Annotated in this window: 14 protein-coding genes and 1 tRNA gene; 7 read left to right on the top strand and 8 right to left on the bottom strand. The window is 69.6% G+C overall.

The window, feature by feature from the left end; translation table 11 throughout:
* Window positions 1–376: 376 nt before the first annotated feature.
* Together EAO73_RS33935 and EAO73_RS33930 are read right to left on the bottom strand one after the other, a co-directional pair.
* Window positions 377–1918, bottom strand: a complete 1542-nt coding sequence (locus EAO73_RS33935) for a DUF2252 domain-containing protein (protein ID WP_147975283.1) — start codon at window positions 1916–1918, stop codon at window positions 377–379.
* A gap of 167 nt (window positions 1919–2085) precedes the next feature.
* Window positions 2086–3162: a hypothetical protein gene (locus EAO73_RS33930; RefSeq protein ID WP_147975282.1), complete on the bottom strand. Its 1077-nt coding sequence runs from the start codon at window positions 3160–3162 to the stop codon at window positions 2086–2088.
* Between the two features lie 110 nt (window positions 3163–3272).
* Here EAO73_RS33930 and EAO73_RS33925 point away from each other — a divergent pair, with 110 nt between their 5' ends.
* Window positions 3273–3722, top strand: a complete 450-nt coding sequence (locus tag EAO73_RS33925; protein WP_147975281.1) for a MarR family winged helix-turn-helix transcriptional regulator — start codon at window positions 3273–3275, stop codon at window positions 3720–3722.
* A gap of 95 nt (window positions 3723–3817) precedes the next feature.
* On the opposite strand, the gene EAO73_RS33920 is transcribed toward EAO73_RS33925, so the two are convergent.
* Window positions 3818–3900 (bottom strand) — tRNA-Leu (locus EAO73_RS33920).
* 360 nt (window positions 3901–4260) lie between these two features.
* On the opposite strand from EAO73_RS33920, the gene EAO73_RS33915 reads away from it, so the two are divergent.
* From EAO73_RS33915 to pknB, 6 genes are all read left to right on the top strand, one after another.
* Window positions 4261–5133: an FhaA domain-containing protein gene (locus EAO73_RS33915; RefSeq protein ID WP_147975280.1), complete on the top strand. Its 873-nt coding sequence runs from the start codon at window positions 4261–4263 to the stop codon at window positions 5131–5133.
* Window positions 5134–5143: 10 nt separating this feature from the next.
* On the top strand, window positions 5144–5656 hold the full coding sequence (locus EAO73_RS33910) for an FHA domain-containing protein (RefSeq protein ID WP_147975279.1): 513 nt from the start codon (window positions 5144–5146) through the stop codon (window positions 5654–5656).
* A gap of 129 nt (window positions 5657–5785) precedes the next feature.
* On the top strand, window positions 5786–7291 hold the full coding sequence (locus EAO73_RS33905; protein WP_147975278.1) for a Stp1/IreP family PP2C-type Ser/Thr phosphatase: 1506 nt from the start codon (window positions 5786–5788) through the stop codon (window positions 7289–7291).
* A 23-nt stretch (window positions 7292–7314) separates the two neighbouring features.
* Window positions 7315–8727 carry an FtsW/RodA/SpoVE family cell cycle protein gene (locus EAO73_RS33900; protein WP_147975277.1) on the top strand — a complete coding sequence of 471 codons (1413 nt, stop codon included), beginning with the start codon at window positions 7315–7317 and terminating at the stop codon, window positions 8725–8727.
* Window positions 8724–10187 carry a peptidoglycan D,D-transpeptidase FtsI family protein gene (locus EAO73_RS33895; protein WP_147975276.1) on the top strand — a complete coding sequence of 488 codons (1464 nt, stop codon included), beginning with the start codon at window positions 8724–8726 and terminating at the stop codon, window positions 10185–10187. Before EAO73_RS33900 ends, EAO73_RS33895 begins: the two co-directional genes overlap by 4 nt.
* A 167-nt stretch (window positions 10188–10354) precedes the next feature.
* A complete protein-coding gene (gene pknB, locus EAO73_RS33890; protein WP_147975275.1) occupies window positions 10355–12346 on the top strand; it encodes a Stk1 family PASTA domain-containing Ser/Thr kinase in 1992 nt (663 codons plus the stop codon).
* A gap of 78 nt (window positions 12347–12424) precedes the next feature.
* On the opposite strand, the gene EAO73_RS33885 is transcribed toward pknB, so the two are convergent.
* The 5 genes from EAO73_RS33885 to EAO73_RS33865 all read right to left on the bottom strand — a co-directional run bounded on the left by EAO73_RS33885 (window position 12425) and on the right by EAO73_RS33865 (window position 16118).
* Entirely contained in the window at window positions 12425–13153 is a 729-nt protein-coding gene (locus tag EAO73_RS33885) for a class E sortase (protein WP_147975274.1), read from the bottom strand.
* Window positions 13154–13186: 33 nt separating this feature from the next.
* The gene (locus EAO73_RS33880) at window positions 13187–14440 is read right to left on the bottom strand and encodes a class E sortase (RefSeq protein ID WP_147975273.1); all 1254 of its coding nucleotides are present in this window, start codon (window positions 14438–14440) and stop codon (window positions 13187–13189) included.
* Window positions 14437–15075 carry an aminodeoxychorismate/anthranilate synthase component II gene (locus EAO73_RS33875; RefSeq protein ID WP_147975272.1) on the bottom strand — a complete coding sequence of 213 codons (639 nt, stop codon included), beginning with the start codon at window positions 15073–15075 and terminating at the stop codon, window positions 14437–14439. Before EAO73_RS33875 ends, EAO73_RS33880 begins: the two co-directional genes overlap by 4 nt.
* A complete protein-coding gene (locus EAO73_RS33870) occupies window positions 15072–15257 on the bottom strand; it encodes a hypothetical protein (RefSeq protein WP_111329717.1) in 186 nt (61 codons plus the stop codon). Before EAO73_RS33870 ends, EAO73_RS33875 begins: the two co-directional genes overlap by 4 nt.
* A gap of 93 nt (window positions 15258–15350) precedes the next feature.
* Window positions 15351–16118 (bottom strand): DUF881 domain-containing protein, encoded by a 768-nt coding sequence (locus tag EAO73_RS33865; RefSeq protein ID WP_191134316.1) that lies wholly within the window; start codon window positions 16116–16118, stop codon window positions 15351–15353.
* Window positions 16119–16160: the final 42 nt, after the last annotated feature.

Here is a 16160-nt window from a genome sequence, read left to right as displayed (position 1 = left end):
ACCGGAGCCCGGCCCACCGGAGCCCGGCCCGCCGGCACCCGGCAGCGCCTCCCCCTCGCGGTCGGCGTCCAGCCGTGCCTGGTCCTGCGGGTCTTCGTCGTTCCGGGAGGTCGGCACCCCGGCGGCTTCGTGGGTCACCCGTCCAGCGTATGGCCCCGCCCCGCCCCACGAAGACCCGCGGTCGCCCCGAGGGCCGTCGCGCTCCCTGCCCGGCGGCCGGTCACGTCGCGCGTCCCTCCGTTCGTCCCTCCGCCCGGCGACCGGTCACACACGAGCCCAGGGGCCGGTCACACCCGCGCCCGCCGCTCGGGCCCGCCTGACACCGCACACCGCCCAGCCCGACCGCCCAGCAGCCGCACCCGCCCCCGGCAGCCCCTCACACCCCGTGCTCCGCGGCTATCCGCCCCGCCCCGATCGCCCGTACGAGCTCCGCGTGGTCCGCCTCCGTGAGGTCCGCGTACGTCACCGCGAAGGCCGCCACCGCCTCGTCCAGCTCCTCGTTCTTGCCGCAGTAGCCCGCCAGCAGCCTCGGGTCCGCGCTGTGCGCATGGGCCCGCGCCAGCAGCGCCCCGGTCATCCGGCCGTAGTCGTCGACCTGATCGGCGGCCAGGGCGGCCGGGTCGACGCTGCCCTTGCGGTTCCTGAACTGCCGTACCTGGAACGGCCGGCCGTCCACCGTCGTCCAGCCCAGCAGATGGTCACTGACGACCTGCATCCGCTTCTGCCCGAGCACCACGCGCCGCCCCTCGTGCGCTACCTCCGGCACCTCGAACCCGACAGCGGCCAGATGCGGAGCCAGGACCGAGGGCCTGGCCTCCTTCACCTGGAGCACCAGCGGCTCACCGCGGTGGTCCAGCAGCAGGACCACGTAGGAACGGGTGCCGACGCTGCCCGTGCCGACCACCCGGAACGCCACGTCGTGGATCGCGTAACGCGCCAGCAGTGGCAGCCGGTCCTCGGAGACGGTCCGCAGGTAGTCCCCGAGCCCCACCGCCACGGCCGCCGCCTCGGCGTCCGGCACCCGGCGCAGCACCGGTGGCGCGTCGACGAAGCGCCGGCCGCCGTCCTCGCAGTCCTCTGTGGACTTGGCCGCGAAGCGGGCGCTGGTGTTCCTGCGGGCCTTCTCGGAGACCCGCTCCAGGGTGCCGAGCAGATCCCGCGCGTCGGCGTGGGAGACGAGCTCCTCGTCCGCGATGGCGTTCCAGGCGTCGAGCGCGGGCATCCTGGCCAGCAGCCGCATCGTCCGCCGATAGGCGCCCACGGTGTCGTACGCGCCCTTGCGGCAGGTGTCCTCGTCGGCGCCGGCCTCGCGGCCCGCGAGCACCAGGGAGGTGGCGAGGCGCTTGAGGTCCCACTCCCAGGGCCCGGCCACGGTCTCGTCGAAGTCGTTCAGGTCGATGACGAGGCCGCCCCGGGCGTCGCCGTACAGCCCGAAGTTGGCCGCGTGGGCGTCGCCGCAGAGCTGGGCGGCGACCCCGGTGACGGGCGTACCGGCCAGGTCGTGGGCCATCAGTCCGGCCGAGCCGCGCAGGAAGGCGAAGGGGGTGGCGGCCATCCGGCCCACCCGTATCGGCGTCAGTCCCGGCACCCGGCCCCGGTTGGACTCCTCGACCGCGCGCACCGCGTCGGGGCGCCCCGGGGGGAGGGACAGCTGCGCGTGCGAGGACCGGGGCACGCGCGCACGCAGCGCCTTGCCCCTCTCCTTCGGTGCCTCCATGGTGGCCGCCGCGTCCGCCCGGTCGCCGCGGTGCGCGAACCCCGCCACGGCCGGTATGCGCGGTCCGCCCTCGCCGGTGAGCAGCGAAGCCGCCACCACCGTCTCGGCCCCGTCGGCGCCGGCCGAGAGCGGACTCCCCGTTTCCACGCCGCCGAGCCCGTCCCGTCGCCCAGGCGGCAGTGCCGTTCCCGTTCCGTCCATGGCGCGCAGCCTCCCCCGCCCGGCGCAGCCGCCGGGTTTCTCCCCCAACGTCAACAGACCAACCGGCGACGACCGTACCGCCGTACACCTGCTGCCGTCTGCCCCTGTGGATAACTCGGGCCGGCGCCCTCCCCCCGCTGGTCAGGCGCTCGGCGCCCACCGCCCGGTCAGACCCCCACCGCCTCCTCCATCTCCTCTTCCTCCTCTGCCGGCGCATCCGCTTCGGGCAGGGCCGGAGAACCGGCAACCGGCGCCCCCGCAGTCCGGCGCTTCCGCTCGGCCAGGCCGGCGAGACCCGTCATCGCCAGGCCGGCGACGAACCAGAGAGCCAGTACCAGCAGGTTTCCGCCCAGCGCGTGGCCGCCGAAGTACACGTGGCTGCGCACGCCCTCGACGAAGCCGGCTCCGTTCCAGAAGGAGTGCAGCGCCCCGAAGAAGCCGGGCTGCAGCTCGGGGCGGAAGATCCCGCCGGAGCTGGTGAAGTTGAGCATGACGAACAGCACCATCACGCCGAGCGTGGTCCAGCGCTTCAGGAAGGTGTGCAGGCCCACCCCGATCAGCAGGATGCCCGCCGAGTAGAGCCACGCCATGCCCCAGAGACCCGGGAGCCCGTGATCGACCAGTCCGAACAGCGGCCCGGCGAACACCGCCCCGATGACACTCACCACCAGGGAGGCGCCCAGCGCCAGCGCCGCCCGTACCCGCAGCCCCAGCACCGCCCCGGCTCCGCCGATCACGGCGACGGAGGCGTACGAGCCGATGCTCACGGCGACCAGCAGGAAGAAGATCCCCTGACCGGTCGGGTCGCCGTCGGCCGTGGGCGCCGTGTCCGTCACCTTCAGCGGGGCGCCCTGGCCGGCCGCGACCTGCGTGAAGACCTTCTCGACCACCGTCGCGCTGGTGTCGGACGAGGCACTGGCGACGAGGAGTTCGGGCGTCCTGCCCGGGATGTAGGCGCCGTAGCTGCCCTGCGTACGCAGGTGCTCGGTCGCGGTGGCGCGGTCGGCGACGGTGCGCACGTCCAGCGCCCCGTCCCCCTGGTCCTGGAGCGTCTGCGCGAGCACCTGTGCGCTCGGCCCCGAGCCGACCACGTCCACCCGCAGGTCGTGCGGCTCCGGGGCGTGGAAGGCGCCGAGGTAGGCGAGCCCCATGCCGATGCACATCAGCAGCGGCGTGACGAGGTGGCTCAGTACGTGACGCAGCGCGCCCGCCGGGGAACCGGCGGCGCTCGGGCCTGCGGACATGGGGGCTCCAGACGATCGGCCGACAGTTGGCTTTTACAACTCAACTGGTTGGCTTTTACAACTTTAATTCCGTTGTACTATACAACCGAACTTCAGAGGAAGGCGAACCCGTGCCAGGCACCCCCGGAGACCGCGAGGAGTCGCTGGATGTCATCCAGCGCGAACTGACCGCCTTCGCCCGCCGCGCGCGGGCCGCGGCGGCCCGGCTCCACCCGGAACTGCCGCTCGTCTCGTACACGCTGCTGGCACATATCGACGATCAGCAGGGGTGCCGGGCGACCGACCTGGCGGCGCACTACATGCTCGACAAGTCCACGGTCAGCCGACAGATCGGCGCCCTGGAGAAACTCGGCCTCGTCGAGCGCCACCCCGACCCGGACGACCACCGCATCCAGGTCCTGCACCCCACCGAGGCCGGAACGCAAGCCCTCGCCGCCACCCAGGCAAGCCGCCGCGCCGCCTACCAGGAGCGCCTCGCGGACTGGGCTGCGGACGACCTCTCCCGGTTCGCCGCCTACTTGCTGCGCTACAACGCGACAGGCGAAGCCCCGCAGTCGTAAATCGGGCGTTTCACGTGAAACCAAGCACACTCGCGAGAGCGGCCGACCGAACTGAAGAAGCCCCCCAGGCCAAGGCCTGGGGGGCTTCCTTCTTGTGCGCGAGGGGGGATTTGAACCCCCACGTCCCTAAGGACACTGGCACCTGAAGCCAGCGCGTCTGCCGTTCCGCCACTCGCGCATGAGTGGTGTTTCCAGACTCTCTCACTTGTTGGTGCGAGCGCCTGGCGACATCCGGAAGATTAGCACGCTGGACAGGGTGGATTCACATCCGTTGTTTCACCCCCCGCTCGCCGGGGCACTTGCCGCACGCTCGGCCGGCATCGGCGGAACGTCCGAAAGGAACCGGGAACCCGGAGCGGTCACCCCCACTCCTCCTGAGTGCGTCCAAGGTGCGGGACACTGTGAGGAGGCCACCTCTACGATCCGTGTGAGGGGGGACACTCATCCACTGGGCAGACAAGGGGAACCAGCCGATTTCCCGACGCGTGGATACGATCAGTAAGCAGTACAGGGACGATGACACCGGAGGAGGTGCCCCATGGGAGTGATGAAGCGTTTCGAGCAGCGTCTCGAAGGTCTGGTCAACGGCACTTTCGCCAAGGTCTTCAAGTCCGAGGTCCAGCCGGTCGAGATCGCGGGTGCCCTCCAGCGGGAGTGCGACAACAACGCCACCATCTGGAACCGCGAGCGCACCGTCGTCCCCAATGACTTCATCGTCGAGCTCAGCGCCCCCGACTACGAGCGCCTGAGCCCGTACTCCGGTCAGCTGGGCGACGAGCTCTCCGGCCTCGTCCGGGACTACGCCAAGCAGCAGCGGTACACCTTCATGGGCCCGATCAAGGTGCACCTGGAGAAGGCCGAGGACCTGGACACCGGTCTCTACCGGGTCCGCAGCCGCACCCTGGCGTCGAGTTCGTCACAGGGACAGGGACCGGGCCAGAGCCAGGGCGGCCAGCCCCACCAGGGGTACCCCGGCCAGTCCGGACGTCCCGCCCCGCAGGCTCCCGGCGGCTACGGCTACCCGCCGTCCGCCGCCCCGCCCATGCCCGCGGCCCCGCCGCCGGGCGCCGGGCGTCACGGCGGATCCGACCGGCGCCCGCCGGCCACCCCCAGCTCCCTGCCGAACGCGCAGGTGCGACGCTGGATCGAGATCAACGGCACCCGCCATCAGATCTCCCGGCCGACGCTGGTCATGGGCCGCAGCACCGAAGCGGACGTGCGGATCGACGACCCCGGCGTCTCCCGCCGGCACTGTGAGATCAGGACCGGAACGCCCTCGACGATCCAGGATCTCGGGTCTACCAACGGCATCGTGGTAGACGGGCAGCACACCACCCGCGCTACGCTCCGCGACGGCTCGCGGATCGTCGTGGGCAGCACCACCATCGTTTACCGGCAAGCCGAAGGGTGAAGCGGGGGCAATGTCAGAGCTGACCCTGACGGTCATGCGGCTAGGTTTCCTGGCTGTTCTGTGGCTGTTCGTGATCGTGGCCGTCCAGGTCATTCGCAGCGATCTGTTCGGAACGCGCGTCACGCAGCGCGGCTCACGCCGCACCGCGCCCGACGCACGTCCGCAACAGGCGCGCCAGAACGCGGCTCCGCCGCAGCAGCGCCAGCAGCCCGGCCGCCAGCGCCGGGGGGCACCGACCAAGCTGGTCGTCTCCGAGGGCACGCTCACCGGCACCACGGTGGCGCTCCAGGGGCAGACCATCACGCTGGGCCGGGCCCATGATTCAACGATCGTGCTGGACGACGACTACGCGTCCAGCAGGCATGCCAGGATCTACCCCGACCGTGACGGCCAGTGGATCGTCGAGGATCTCGGGTCCACCAACGGCACGTATCTGGACCGGACCCGTCTCACCACCCCGACGCCTGTTCCGCTGGGCGCGCCGATCCGGATCGGCAAGACCGTCATCGAGCTGCGGAAGTAGTACGACAATGAGCGAGCGGAGCGAGCGAGCCGCGGGGGTCCGGGCATCGGACCCGGCCTGGCTCCCGACCGGAGGGTGGGCAGTGTGGCTCGAGACCGGCTGTACCCCGAACCGACGGGTGAGGTGCGCATGAGTCTGTCCCTGCGCTTCGCCGCCGGGTCGCACAAGGGCATGATCCGGGAAGGCAACGAGGACTCCGGCTACGCCGGGCCCCGTCTTCTCGCGATCGCCGACGGCATGGGCGGCCAGGCCGCCGGTGAGGTCGCCAGCTCCGAGGTGATCTCCACCCTCGTCCAGCTCGACGACGACGTCCCGGGCTCCGACATCCTCACCTCGCTCGGTACGGCGGTCCAGCGGGCCAACGACCAACTGCGGATGATGGTCGAGGAGGACCCGCAACTGGAGGGCATGGGCACCACGCTCACCGCCCTGCTCTGGACGGGCCAGCGCCTCGGCCTGGTCCACGTCGGCGACTCGCGCGCCTACCTGCTGCGCGACGGCGTGCTCACCCAGATCACCCAGGACCACACCTGGGTCCAGCGGCTGGTCGACGAGGGCCGGATCACCGAGGAGGAGGCCACCACCCACCCGCAGCGCTCCCTGCTGATGCGCGCGCTGGGCAGTGGCGACCACGTCGAACCCGACCTCTCCATCCGTGAGGTCCGGGCCGGCGACCGCTACCTGATCTGCTCCGACGGGCTCTCCGGCGTCGTCTCCCACCAGACGATGGAGGAGACGCTCGCCAGCTACCAGGGCCCGCAGGAGACCATCCAGGACCTGATCCAGCTCGCCCTGCGCGGCGGCGGACCGGACAACATCACCTGCATCGTCGCCGATGTCTTCGACGTCGACAGCAACGACACCCTGGCCGGGCAGCTCAACGACACCCCGGTCGTCGTCGGCGCGGTCGCCGAGAACCAGGCGGCCCAGCTGAACGACGGCGGCGCGATGCAGACGCCCGCGGGCCGCGCGGCCGGCCTCGGCCGTTCCGTACCGCCGCCCTCGGGCAGCTTCGGCCCGCCCGGCAGCGGCGACGACTCCGACTACGGCGACATGCCCGAGGGGTCCTTCGGGTCCTACTCCGACGACGACTTCGTCAAGCGCGGCGGCCGCAAGTGGCTCAAGCGGTCCCTGTACACGGTGCTCGCTCTGGCCGTCGTCGGCGGCGGTCTGTACGGCGGTTACCGCTGGACCCAGACCCAGTTCTACGTCGGCGCCAAGAACGACAACGTCGCGCTGTACCGGGGCATCAGCCAGGACCTCGGCTGGCTGTCGCTCTCGAAGATCGAGACCGACCATCCCGAGATCGAACTCAAGTACCTCCCCGCCTACCAGCGCAAGAAGGTCGAGGCGACGATCGCCGAGGGCAGCCTCGCCGACGCCCGCGAGAAGATCACCGAACTCTCCACCCAGGCGTCCGCCTGCAAGAAGGACGAGCAGCGCCGCGCGGCGGAGAAGGCACACGGCGACGAGGGCCAGGCGCAGGGCACGGACGGCGACGCCACCAAGGCGTCGAAGTCCGACAAGAAATCCGGTGGCGACACCAAGTCCGAGCAGACTTCCACGACTCCCACTCCTGGGCCCAGCCTCTCGGAGGAAGAGAAGAAGCTGGTCCCGCAGTGCGGTAAGAAGTAGAGCCGTAGGGGGCCTTCAGCACCATGAGCGTTGTCACCAACACGACCACCATCGGCGCGATCGACGCGCCGAGCAGGCGCAACACCGAACTGATGATGATGGTCTTCGCCATCGCCATCTCGGTGTTCGCCTACGCCAACGTGGGCCTGGCCCTGGACGGCAAGCTGCCGTCCGGCATGTTCGGCTACGGAGCGGGGCTCATCCTGCTCGGCGGTGTCGCCCATCTCGTGGTGCGGAAGTTCGCCCCGTACGCGGACCCGCTGCTGCTCCCGCTGGCCACGCTGCTGAACGGGCTGGGACTGGTGCTGATCTGGCGGCTGGACCAGTCGCAGCGTCTGATCCAGCGCGCGGAGGACCTGTACGGGGCATACAGCCCCGACGCCCCCAAGCAGCTGCTCTACTCGGCGGTCGGTGTCGCCTTCTTCGCCGCGGTCCTGATGATCCTCAAGGACCACCGCATCCTGCAGCGCTACACGTACATCTCGATGGCCGCAGCTCTGGTTCTGCTGATCATCCCGATGTTCTTCCCCCCGGTGAACGGCGCGAAGATCTGGATCAGCGTCGGCTCGTTCACGATCCAGCCGGGTGAGTTCGCCAAGATCCTCATCGCGGTCTTCTTCTCCGGCTACCTGATGGTCAAAAGGGACGCGCTGGCCCTGGCCAGTCGCCGTTTCATGGGCCTGTACCTGCCTCGTGGCCGCGACCTCGGGCCGATCATCACCATCTGGGCCCTGTCGATCCTGATCCTCGTCTTCGAGACGGACCTCGGTACGTCCCTGCTGTTCTTCGGCCTCTTCGTGATCATGCTGTACGTCGCCACCGAGCGGACCAGCTGGATCGTCTTCGGTCTGCTGATGTCGGCGGCGGGCGCGGTGGGTGTGGCCTCGTTCGAGCCTCATGTGAAGGCTCGTGTGACCGCCTGGCAGGACCCGTTCAGCTGCTTCACGACGAACAACGCCTGCGAGCAGATCGGGCAGTCGCTCATGTCGTTCGGCTCCGGCGGCACGATCGGCACCGGGCTCGGCCAGGGCCACTCGGACTTGATCATGTTCGCTGCCAACGCGGACTTCATCTTCTCCACCGTCGGCGAAGAGCTCGGCCTCGCCGGAATGATGGCTGTCCTGCTGATCTACGGTCTGATCATCGAGCGCGGCATCCGCACCGCTCTCGCCGCCCGCGACCCGTTCGGCAAGCTTCTGGCCATCGGCCTCTCCGGCGCGTTCGCCATCCAGGTCTTCGTGGTGGCCGGCGGCGTCATGGGCCTGATCCCGCTGAGTGGTATGACGATGCCGTTCCTCGCCTACGGTGGCTCGTCGGTTCTGGCCAACTGGGCCCTCATCGGCATCCTCATCCGCATCAGCGACACCGCCCGGCGCCCCGCACCGGCACCCGCACCCTCGACCGACGCCGAGATGACCCAGGTGGTCCGCCCGTGAACAAGCCCCTGCGCCGGATCGCGATCTTCTGCGGCGTCCTGATCTTCGCCCTGCTCGCGCGGACCAACTACCTGCAGTACGTGAAGGCCGACGCCCTCAACACCCGCGACGAGAACCGTCGCGTCCGCATCGAGCGGTACGCCCACGAGCGCGGCAACATCATCGTGGACGGCAAGTCCGTCACGGGGTCCGCCGAGACCAAGGGCAGCGACTTCAAGTACAAGCGGGTCTGGAAGGACGGCCCCCTGTGGGCGCCCGTCACCGGCTACTCCTCACAGGCGTTCGGCGCCACCCAGCTGGAGAGCATCGAGGACGGCATCCTCACCGGCAACGACGACCAGCTCTTCTTCAACCGCACCATGTCGATGTTCACCGGCGACGACGAGCAGGGCGGGAACGTCGTCACCACGCTCAACGGTGCCGCCCAGAAGGCCGCCTTCGAGGGCCTCGGCAAGAAGAAGGGCGCCGTCGCCGCCCTCGACCCGCAGACCGGCGCCATCCTGGCGCTCGCCAGCACCCCCTCGTACGACCCCTCGACCTTCGCGGGCAACGGCGAATCGGACACCAAGGCGTGGAAGTCCCTGTTGAAGGACAAGGACAAGCCGATGCTCAACCGGGCGCTGCGCGAGACCTACCCGCCCGGCTCGACCTTCAAGGTCGTCACGGCGGCCGCCGCGCTGGAGAACGGCCTCTACACCGACATCGACGAGGACACGAAGTCGCCGCTGCCCTGGAACCTCCCGCTGACCAACCCCCCGCAGCCCCTTCCCAACGAGGGCAGCATCCCGTGCAAGAACGCCTCGCTCCGCAAGGCGCTGCGCTACTCCTGCAACACCGTCTTCGGCAAGATCAGCGATGACCTGGGCAACCAGAAGATGATCGACGAGGCCGCCAAGTTCGGCTTCAACAAGGAGATCTTCACCCCGGTCCGCGCGGACGCCAGCGTGTACCCCGAGGACAACCGGCCGCAGAACGCCATGGCGGGCATCGGCCAGGCGTCCAACCGCGCCACCCCGCTCCAGATGGCGATGGTCGCCTCCGCCGTCGCCAACGACGGCAAGCTGATGCAGCCGTACATGGTCGCCGAGCGCAAGGCGCCCAACCTGGACGTGATCTACACGCACGAGAAGGAAGAGTTCAGCCGGCCCCTCTCGGCGGAGAACGCCCAGAAGCTCCAGGGAATGATGGAGACCGTCGTCAAGGAGGGCACCGGCACCAACGCCCAGATCCCGAACGTCACGGTCGGCGGCAAGACCGGCACCGCCCAGCACGGTCTGAAGAACAGCGAGAACCCGTACGCGTGGTTCATCTCGTACGCGAAGACCGACAGCGGTTCCCCGGTGGCCGTGGCCGTCGTCGTCGAGGACAGCGACGCCACCCGCGACGACATCTCCGGTGGCGGCCTGGCCGCCCCGATCGCGAAGGCGGTCATGAAGGCGGTCATCGACAGCGAGAAGTGAGACCGCTCACACCCGGCCGGGAAAACGCCCCTGCGGATACCGGTCGGATATCAGGTATCGCCTGTGGGCCGATCAGCTGATGCGTGGCCGGTAGCGTATGCGCGAACAGCACACCGCCGGACCGCACACCGGTGCGGTCAGGACTGACGGAGAGGGCTGGAACAGTTATGGAAGAGCCGCGTCGCCTCGGCGGCCGGTACGAGCTGGGCTCGGTGCTCGGCCGTGGTGGCATGGCCGAGGTCTACCTCGCCCACGACACCCGGCTCGGCCGCACCGTGGCTGTGAAGACGCTCCGGGCGGACCTCGCCCGCGACCCGTCCTTCCAGGCCCGGTTCCGCCGTGAGGCCCAGTCCGCCGCCTCGCTCAACCATCCGGCGATCGTCGCGGTGTACGACACCGGCGAGGACTACGTCGACGGGGTCTCCATCCCGTACATCGTCATGGAGTACGTCGACGGCTCGACGCTCCGCGAACTGCTGCACTCGGGGCGCAGACTGCTGCCCGAGCGCACGCTCGAAATGACGGTGGGCATCCTCCAGGCGCTGGAGTACTCGCACCGCGCGGGCATCGTCCACCGGGACATCAAGCCGGCCAACGTCATGCTGACCCGGACCGGACAGGTCAAGGTCATGGACTTCGGCATCGCCCGCGCCATGGGCGACTCCGGCATGACGATGACCCAGACCGCGGCCGTCATCGGCACCGCCCAGTACCTCTCCCCGGAGCAGGCCAAGGGCGAGCAGGTCGACGCACGGTCGGACCTGTACTCGACCGGCTGCCTGCTCTACGAGCTGCTGACGGTCCGGCCGCCGTTCATCGGGGACTCCCCGGTCGCGGTCGCCTACCAGCACGTACGGGAAGAGCCGCAGCCGCCGAGCAACTTCGACCCCGAGATCACGCCCGCCATGGACGCGATCGTGCTGAAGGCCCTCACCAAGGACCCCGACTACCGCTACCAGTCGGCCGACGAGATGCGCGCCGACATCGAGGCGTGCCTCGACGGCCAGCCGGTCGCCGCCACGGCAGCGATGGGCGCGGCGGGTTACGGGGGCTACGGCGGCGGGTACGACAGCGACCAGCCCACCGCCGCACTGCGCGCCACCGACCAGAACGGCGAGCAGACGTCGATGCTGCCGCCGGTCAATCCGGACGACGGCGGCTACGGCTACGACGACCGCCCGGACCGCCGCAGGCAGAAGAAGAACAACACCTCGACGATCCTGCTGGTCGTCGCGGGCATCCTGGTGCTGATCGGCGCGATCCTCATCGGCAAGGCCGTCTTCGGCGGAGACGGCGGCGACAAGGGCGCGTTCGACGTGCCCAACATGGTCGGTCTCACGGTCAAGGACGCTCAGAAACTCGCCGACAACGCGGACGTGAAGCTCGAGGTCGGTCCGAAGGAAGAGTGCAAGGACCAGCCCAAGAACAAGATCTGCCGCCAGACGCCGACGACCAAGGAGCAGATGAAAGAGCAGGAGACCGTCACGGTCTTCGTCTCCAGCGGTCCGCCGAAGGTCGAGGTCCCCGACGTCACGGAGAAGTCCGAGGACAGCGCCCGCGAGGCCCTGGAGAAGAGGGGCTTCACGGTCACCGTCACCTCGGTCGAGTCCGACCAGGCGGAACCCGGCACCGTCCTGGAGCAGTCCCCCAAGGGCGACACGAAGGCCGAGGAGAACTCCGAGGTCAAGCTCAAGGTCGCCACGGAGAAGCTGCTCACCATGCCGCCGGTGACGGACCGCTCGTACGAGGACGCGGTGTCCCAGCTGACCGGGAACGGCTTCAAGAACATCGGCCGCAGCGACGTCGACTCCGACAAGCCCGCCGGCACGGTGGTCGAGCAGACCCCCGCGGCCAACGAGAAGGTCGGCAAGGACACCTCGATCATCCTCAAGGTCTCCAAGGGTCCGGCCGAGCCGGAGAAGGTGACCGTCCCGGCTGACCTGGTCAACAAGACCTACCAGGACGCGAAGGCGCAGCTGGAGGGCATGGGCCTGGTGGTCGCGCTCGCGCCCGGTTCGGTCGACAAGCCGGACGCCAAGGTGGTCATGAGCACCCCGATGCCCAACCAGGAGGTGGAGAAGGGTGGCACCGTCACCCTGAACACCATCGACGGCGGCGGCAACATCTTCGGCGGACCGAACGGGGGAAGGGGTCACTGACCCGCCCCGCACCCGGTACGAACAGAGGGCCCCGGTCACCGTGAAGGTGACCGGGGCCCTCTGCCGTACACGCCTGTCTCAGCGCAGCTCCGCCGGTGGCGTGCGGTCGCGGTCGACCTTCTCCGTACGGACCAGTTCGCCCCACACGATGTAGCGGTACTTCGACGTGTAGACCGGCGTGCAGGTCGTGAGCGTGATGTAGCGGCCGGCCTTCTTCACGCCGGAGCCCTTCGGGACGGGCCCCAGCACGTCGACGTTGTACTTGGACGTCTCCGGGAGCTCGTTGAAGACCTTGTAGACGTACCAGGTGTCCTTCGTCTCGAAGACGATCGCGTCCCCGGTCCGCACCTTGTCGATGTTGTGGAACTTCGCCCCGTGGCCGTCCCGGTGGGCGGCCAGCGTGAAGTTGCCCTCCTTGTCGGAGGGGAGCGCGGATTTCACCGGATCGGTGTAGTAGCCGGCGACGCCGTCGTTGAGTGTTTCGGTGTCGGTGCCCTTCTTGACGAGCACCTCGCCGTTCTTCATCGACGGGACGTGGAGGAAGCCGATGCCGTCCTTGGTGTCCAGCGCGCCGGGGCCGTCCGCCCAGCGGTCGCGGACGGTGTTGCCCTGTTTGGTGGCCTCGCGGTCGGCGAGCACGTTCGTCCACCACAGGGAGTAGACGACGAAGAGCCCGAGCACCAGACCTGCGGTGATGAGGAGTTCACCGAAGAAGCTGACGGCGGTCGCGAGGGGATGGCGGCCGCCCTTCCGCGCGGGGGGAGCGGACTCGTCGGTCCGCTCGTGGTCCTCGGTCGTCGCTGTCATAGCACCGCCCTGTCGTCATGACGTCCAGCCCGTTCAGTCCACGAGCACGTCGGGCTTCCCCTTGCTGCGCGGCCGTTCGTCGACCATCTTGCCCCAGACGATCAAACGGTACGTACTCGTGAATTCGGGTGTACACGTCGTCAACGTGATGTACCGGCCGGGCTCGGTGAACCCGGACTGCTTCGGCACCGGGTCGATCACGGAGACGTTGGAGGGCGAGGTCTGCGGCAGGACGCTCGTCATCTCGTACGTGTAGTACGCCTCCCGGGTCTCGACCACGATCGGGTCGCCGGGCTTCAGCCGGTTGATGTAGCGGAACGGCTCGCCGTGCGTGTTGCGGTGGCCGGCCAGCGCGAAGTTGCCCTGCTTGTCGGAGGGCATCGCCGTGCGCAGCGGTTTGTCGCTGTAGTGGCCGACCATGCCGCGGTCGAGGACCTTCTCCTTGCTGGTGCCCTCGGCGATCGGCGTGACGACGTCCAGCTTGGGGATGTGGATGATGGCGAAGCCCTGCCCCGGCTCGAACGCCTCCTGTTTCGGGGTGCCCTTGGCCCAGTCGTCCTGGATCTTGTGGGTCTCCCGGCCGGCGATCTGGTCGGCGCGCACGTTCGTCCACCAGAGCTGGTAGGTGACGAAGAGCAGCATCAGGACGCCGAGGGTGATGAAGAGTTCGCCGATGCCGCGGCTGATGACGACCGCGGGGCTGTCCTTGGCGGCCTTGGCCGCCCGGCGCGCCTCCATGCGCGTCATGGGCTTCGCGGGGGCAGCCGCGCTCCCGGGGGGAGCCGGCCGCGGCGCGGGACGCCGCCGGCCACGCCCCTTGGCGGCGCGCCTGCGCTCGGCACGGCCGCCGGTGGGCGGCGGGGGCGGCGCTGCCGCCGGAGGCATGTCGCCGCTGTCCGGCTCGTCGGCGCTCGCCGCCTCCGGGCGGGGGGCCGGCACGGCCGGATCGTCCCCCTCTATTCGCCCGAACACCTCGGTGACCGGCTCCACGGCCTCGTCGGCCGGGGCCTCCGAGGCCGCCAGGGGCTGCTGTACGGGCTCCTGGTGGCCGTACCAGTCCCGTTGGTATCCCTCGGGGTCGTACCACTCCTGCGGGGCCTGCTGGGGCGCCTGGGGGACGTACGGCTCCTGCTGCGGCGGGGGTACGGGCTCCGGCTCCGGCAGCGGGTCGTTCAACGGGTCCGAGAGCCGGTGGACCGCCGCCTCGAACGCGCCCGGGTCCTCGTACGCCCGCGGATCGTGCGGGTCGTCCTGCCCGGCCCCGGCCGCGTGGCGGGGTGGGGTCACGCGACGGCCTTGCCCACCACCGGAGCGAGCCCCGCCGACCTTTCGACGGCTCCGGTGTCCCCGCAGCGCACCAGCCAGTTGGCCAGCATCAGATGGCCGTGCTCGGTGAGCACCGACTCCGGGTGGAACTGCACACCCTCGACGGCCAGTTCCCGGTGGCGCAGGCCCATGATGATGCCGTCGGCGGTCCGCGCGGTGACCTCCAGCTCGTCGGGCACCGTGTCCGGTTCGGCGGCGAGCGAGTGGTAGCGGGTCGCGGTGAACGGCGAGGGCAGGCCGGCGAACACGCCGGTGCCCTCGTGGAGCACCGGGGACGTCTTGCCGTGCAGCAGCTCGGGCGCGCGGTCCACGACGCCGCCGTACGCCACCGCCATGGACTGCATGCCCAGGCAGACCCCGAAGACCGGGACGCCGGTCGCCGCGCAGTGCCGCACCATGTCGATGCAGACGCCCGCGTGCTCCGGGGTGCCGGGGCCGGGGGAGAGCAGGACGCCGTCGAAGCCGTCCTGGGCGTGGGCCGTGGTCACCTCGTCGTTGCGCAGCACCTCGCACTCGGCGCCCAGCTGGTAGAGGTACTGGACGAGGTTGAAGACGAAGCTGTCGTAGTTGTCGACGACCAGGATGCGGGCGCTCATCGGCCGGCTCCCGTCGCCGCGCTCGCGCCGTCGACCGTCACGTCACCGAACGGAAGCAGCGGCTCCGCCCACGGGAAGACGTACTGGAACAGCACATAGACGACCGCCAGGGCGAGCACGAGCGAAATGAACGCACGCACCCACACGTTGCCCGGCAGATGCCGCCAGATCCAGCTGTACATCCAGACCCTCCATTCGGTACGGGACCAGACTAAAGGGCCGTGGGCCCGGCGTGGGTAGCCTGTGGAAAGCTGTGCGGCGGCCGGCCCCCTCTGCTACTTCACCGGCTCCGCGTAGTGCAGATCCACCGTGCCGGAGTAGCCGGGAAGCGTCACCGCCCGCTGCTCGTCGACCTGCCAGCCGAGCCCGTACGCCTTCACGTACAGCAGGTAGTTCTGGATCGACGGCGAGGCGTCGAGCGCCCGCCGCAGCGCACCGGGGTCGCCCACCGCGGTGATCTTGTACGGGGGCGAGTAGACCCGGCCCTGGAGGATCAGGGTGTTGCCGACGCAGCGCACGGCGCTCGTGGAGATCAGCCGCTGGTCCATGACCTTGATGCCCTTGGCTCCGCCCTGCCACAGCGCGTTGACGACCGCCTGGAGGTCCTGCTGGTGGATGACCAGGTCGTTGGGCTGGGGATCGGGGTAGCCGGGGCTCGCGGTGGCGTTCGGCGGGGCGTCGTCGAGCGTGACGGAGACGGCCCGGCCGGAGATCGCCGTGGTACCCGCGGTCCGCTCCAGCGCCTTGAGCTTGGCGGCCTCGGCCTTGGTGCTGCCGTTGTCGCGCTGGGCGAGGCTGTCGATGTCCCCGCGCACGGAGGCGGCGGACTCCTCGAGGGCGGCGTTCTTCTCGCTGCGCTGCTGGATGAGGTCGGAGAGCTTCAGCAGCGAGGCGTCAGTGCGGATATTGGTGCCCTTGGCCGTATTCGCGCTGGTCACGAAGATAAGTCCGGCAAGGGCGAAAACGGCAGCGGTGAGCACTCTGACCGGGTGCCGGAAGGTGCGCCGGACCGGCCCGGGGGGAGAGTCGGCAGAATTGCTCAACGTACCCTTATCTCCTTCGGTGCCACGGAAGCACTACGCTAA

The organism is Streptomyces sp. col6 (assembly GCF_008042035.1).
Classification (GTDB): domain Bacteria; phylum Actinomycetota; class Actinomycetes; order Streptomycetales; family Streptomycetaceae; genus Streptomyces.
The sequence above is the reverse complement of the archived record's forward strand: the minus strand, read 5'-3'. Positions and strand labels throughout refer to the sequence as shown.

Excerpts from the sequence above, each read along its gene's own strand:
- EAO73_RS33870 (WP_111329717.1), bottom strand. The coding sequence starts at position 15,257 with ATGTACAGCTGGATCTGGCGGCATCTGCCGGGCAACGTGTGGGTGCGT.
- EAO73_RS33875 (WP_147975272.1), bottom strand. The coding sequence starts at position 15,075 with ATGAGCGCCCGCATCCTGGTCGTCGACAACTACGACAGCTTCGTCTTC.
- EAO73_RS33935 (WP_147975283.1), bottom strand. The coding sequence starts at position 1,918 with ATGGACGGAACGGGAACGGCACTGCCGCCTGGGCGACGGGACGGGCTC.
- EAO73_RS33885 (WP_147975274.1), bottom strand. The coding sequence starts at position 13,153 with ATGACAGCGACGACCGAGGACCACGAGCGGACCGACGAGTCCGCTCCC.
- EAO73_RS33905 (WP_147975278.1), top strand. The coding sequence starts at position 5,786 with ATGAGTCTGTCCCTGCGCTTCGCCGCCGGGTCGCACAAGGGCATGATC.
- EAO73_RS33915 (WP_147975280.1), top strand. The coding sequence starts at position 4,261 with ATGGGAGTGATGAAGCGTTTCGAGCAGCGTCTCGAAGGTCTGGTCAAC.
- EAO73_RS33910 (WP_147975279.1), top strand. The coding sequence starts at position 5,144 with ATGTCAGAGCTGACCCTGACGGTCATGCGGCTAGGTTTCCTGGCTGTT.
- pknB (WP_147975275.1), top strand. The coding sequence starts at position 10,355 with ATGGAAGAGCCGCGTCGCCTCGGCGGCCGGTACGAGCTGGGCTCGGTG.
- EAO73_RS33900 (WP_147975277.1), top strand. The coding sequence starts at position 7,315 with ATGAGCGTTGTCACCAACACGACCACCATCGGCGCGATCGACGCGCCG.
- EAO73_RS33930 (WP_147975282.1), bottom strand. The coding sequence starts at position 3,162 with ATGTCCGCAGGCCCGAGCGCCGCCGGTTCCCCGGCGGGCGCGCTGCGT.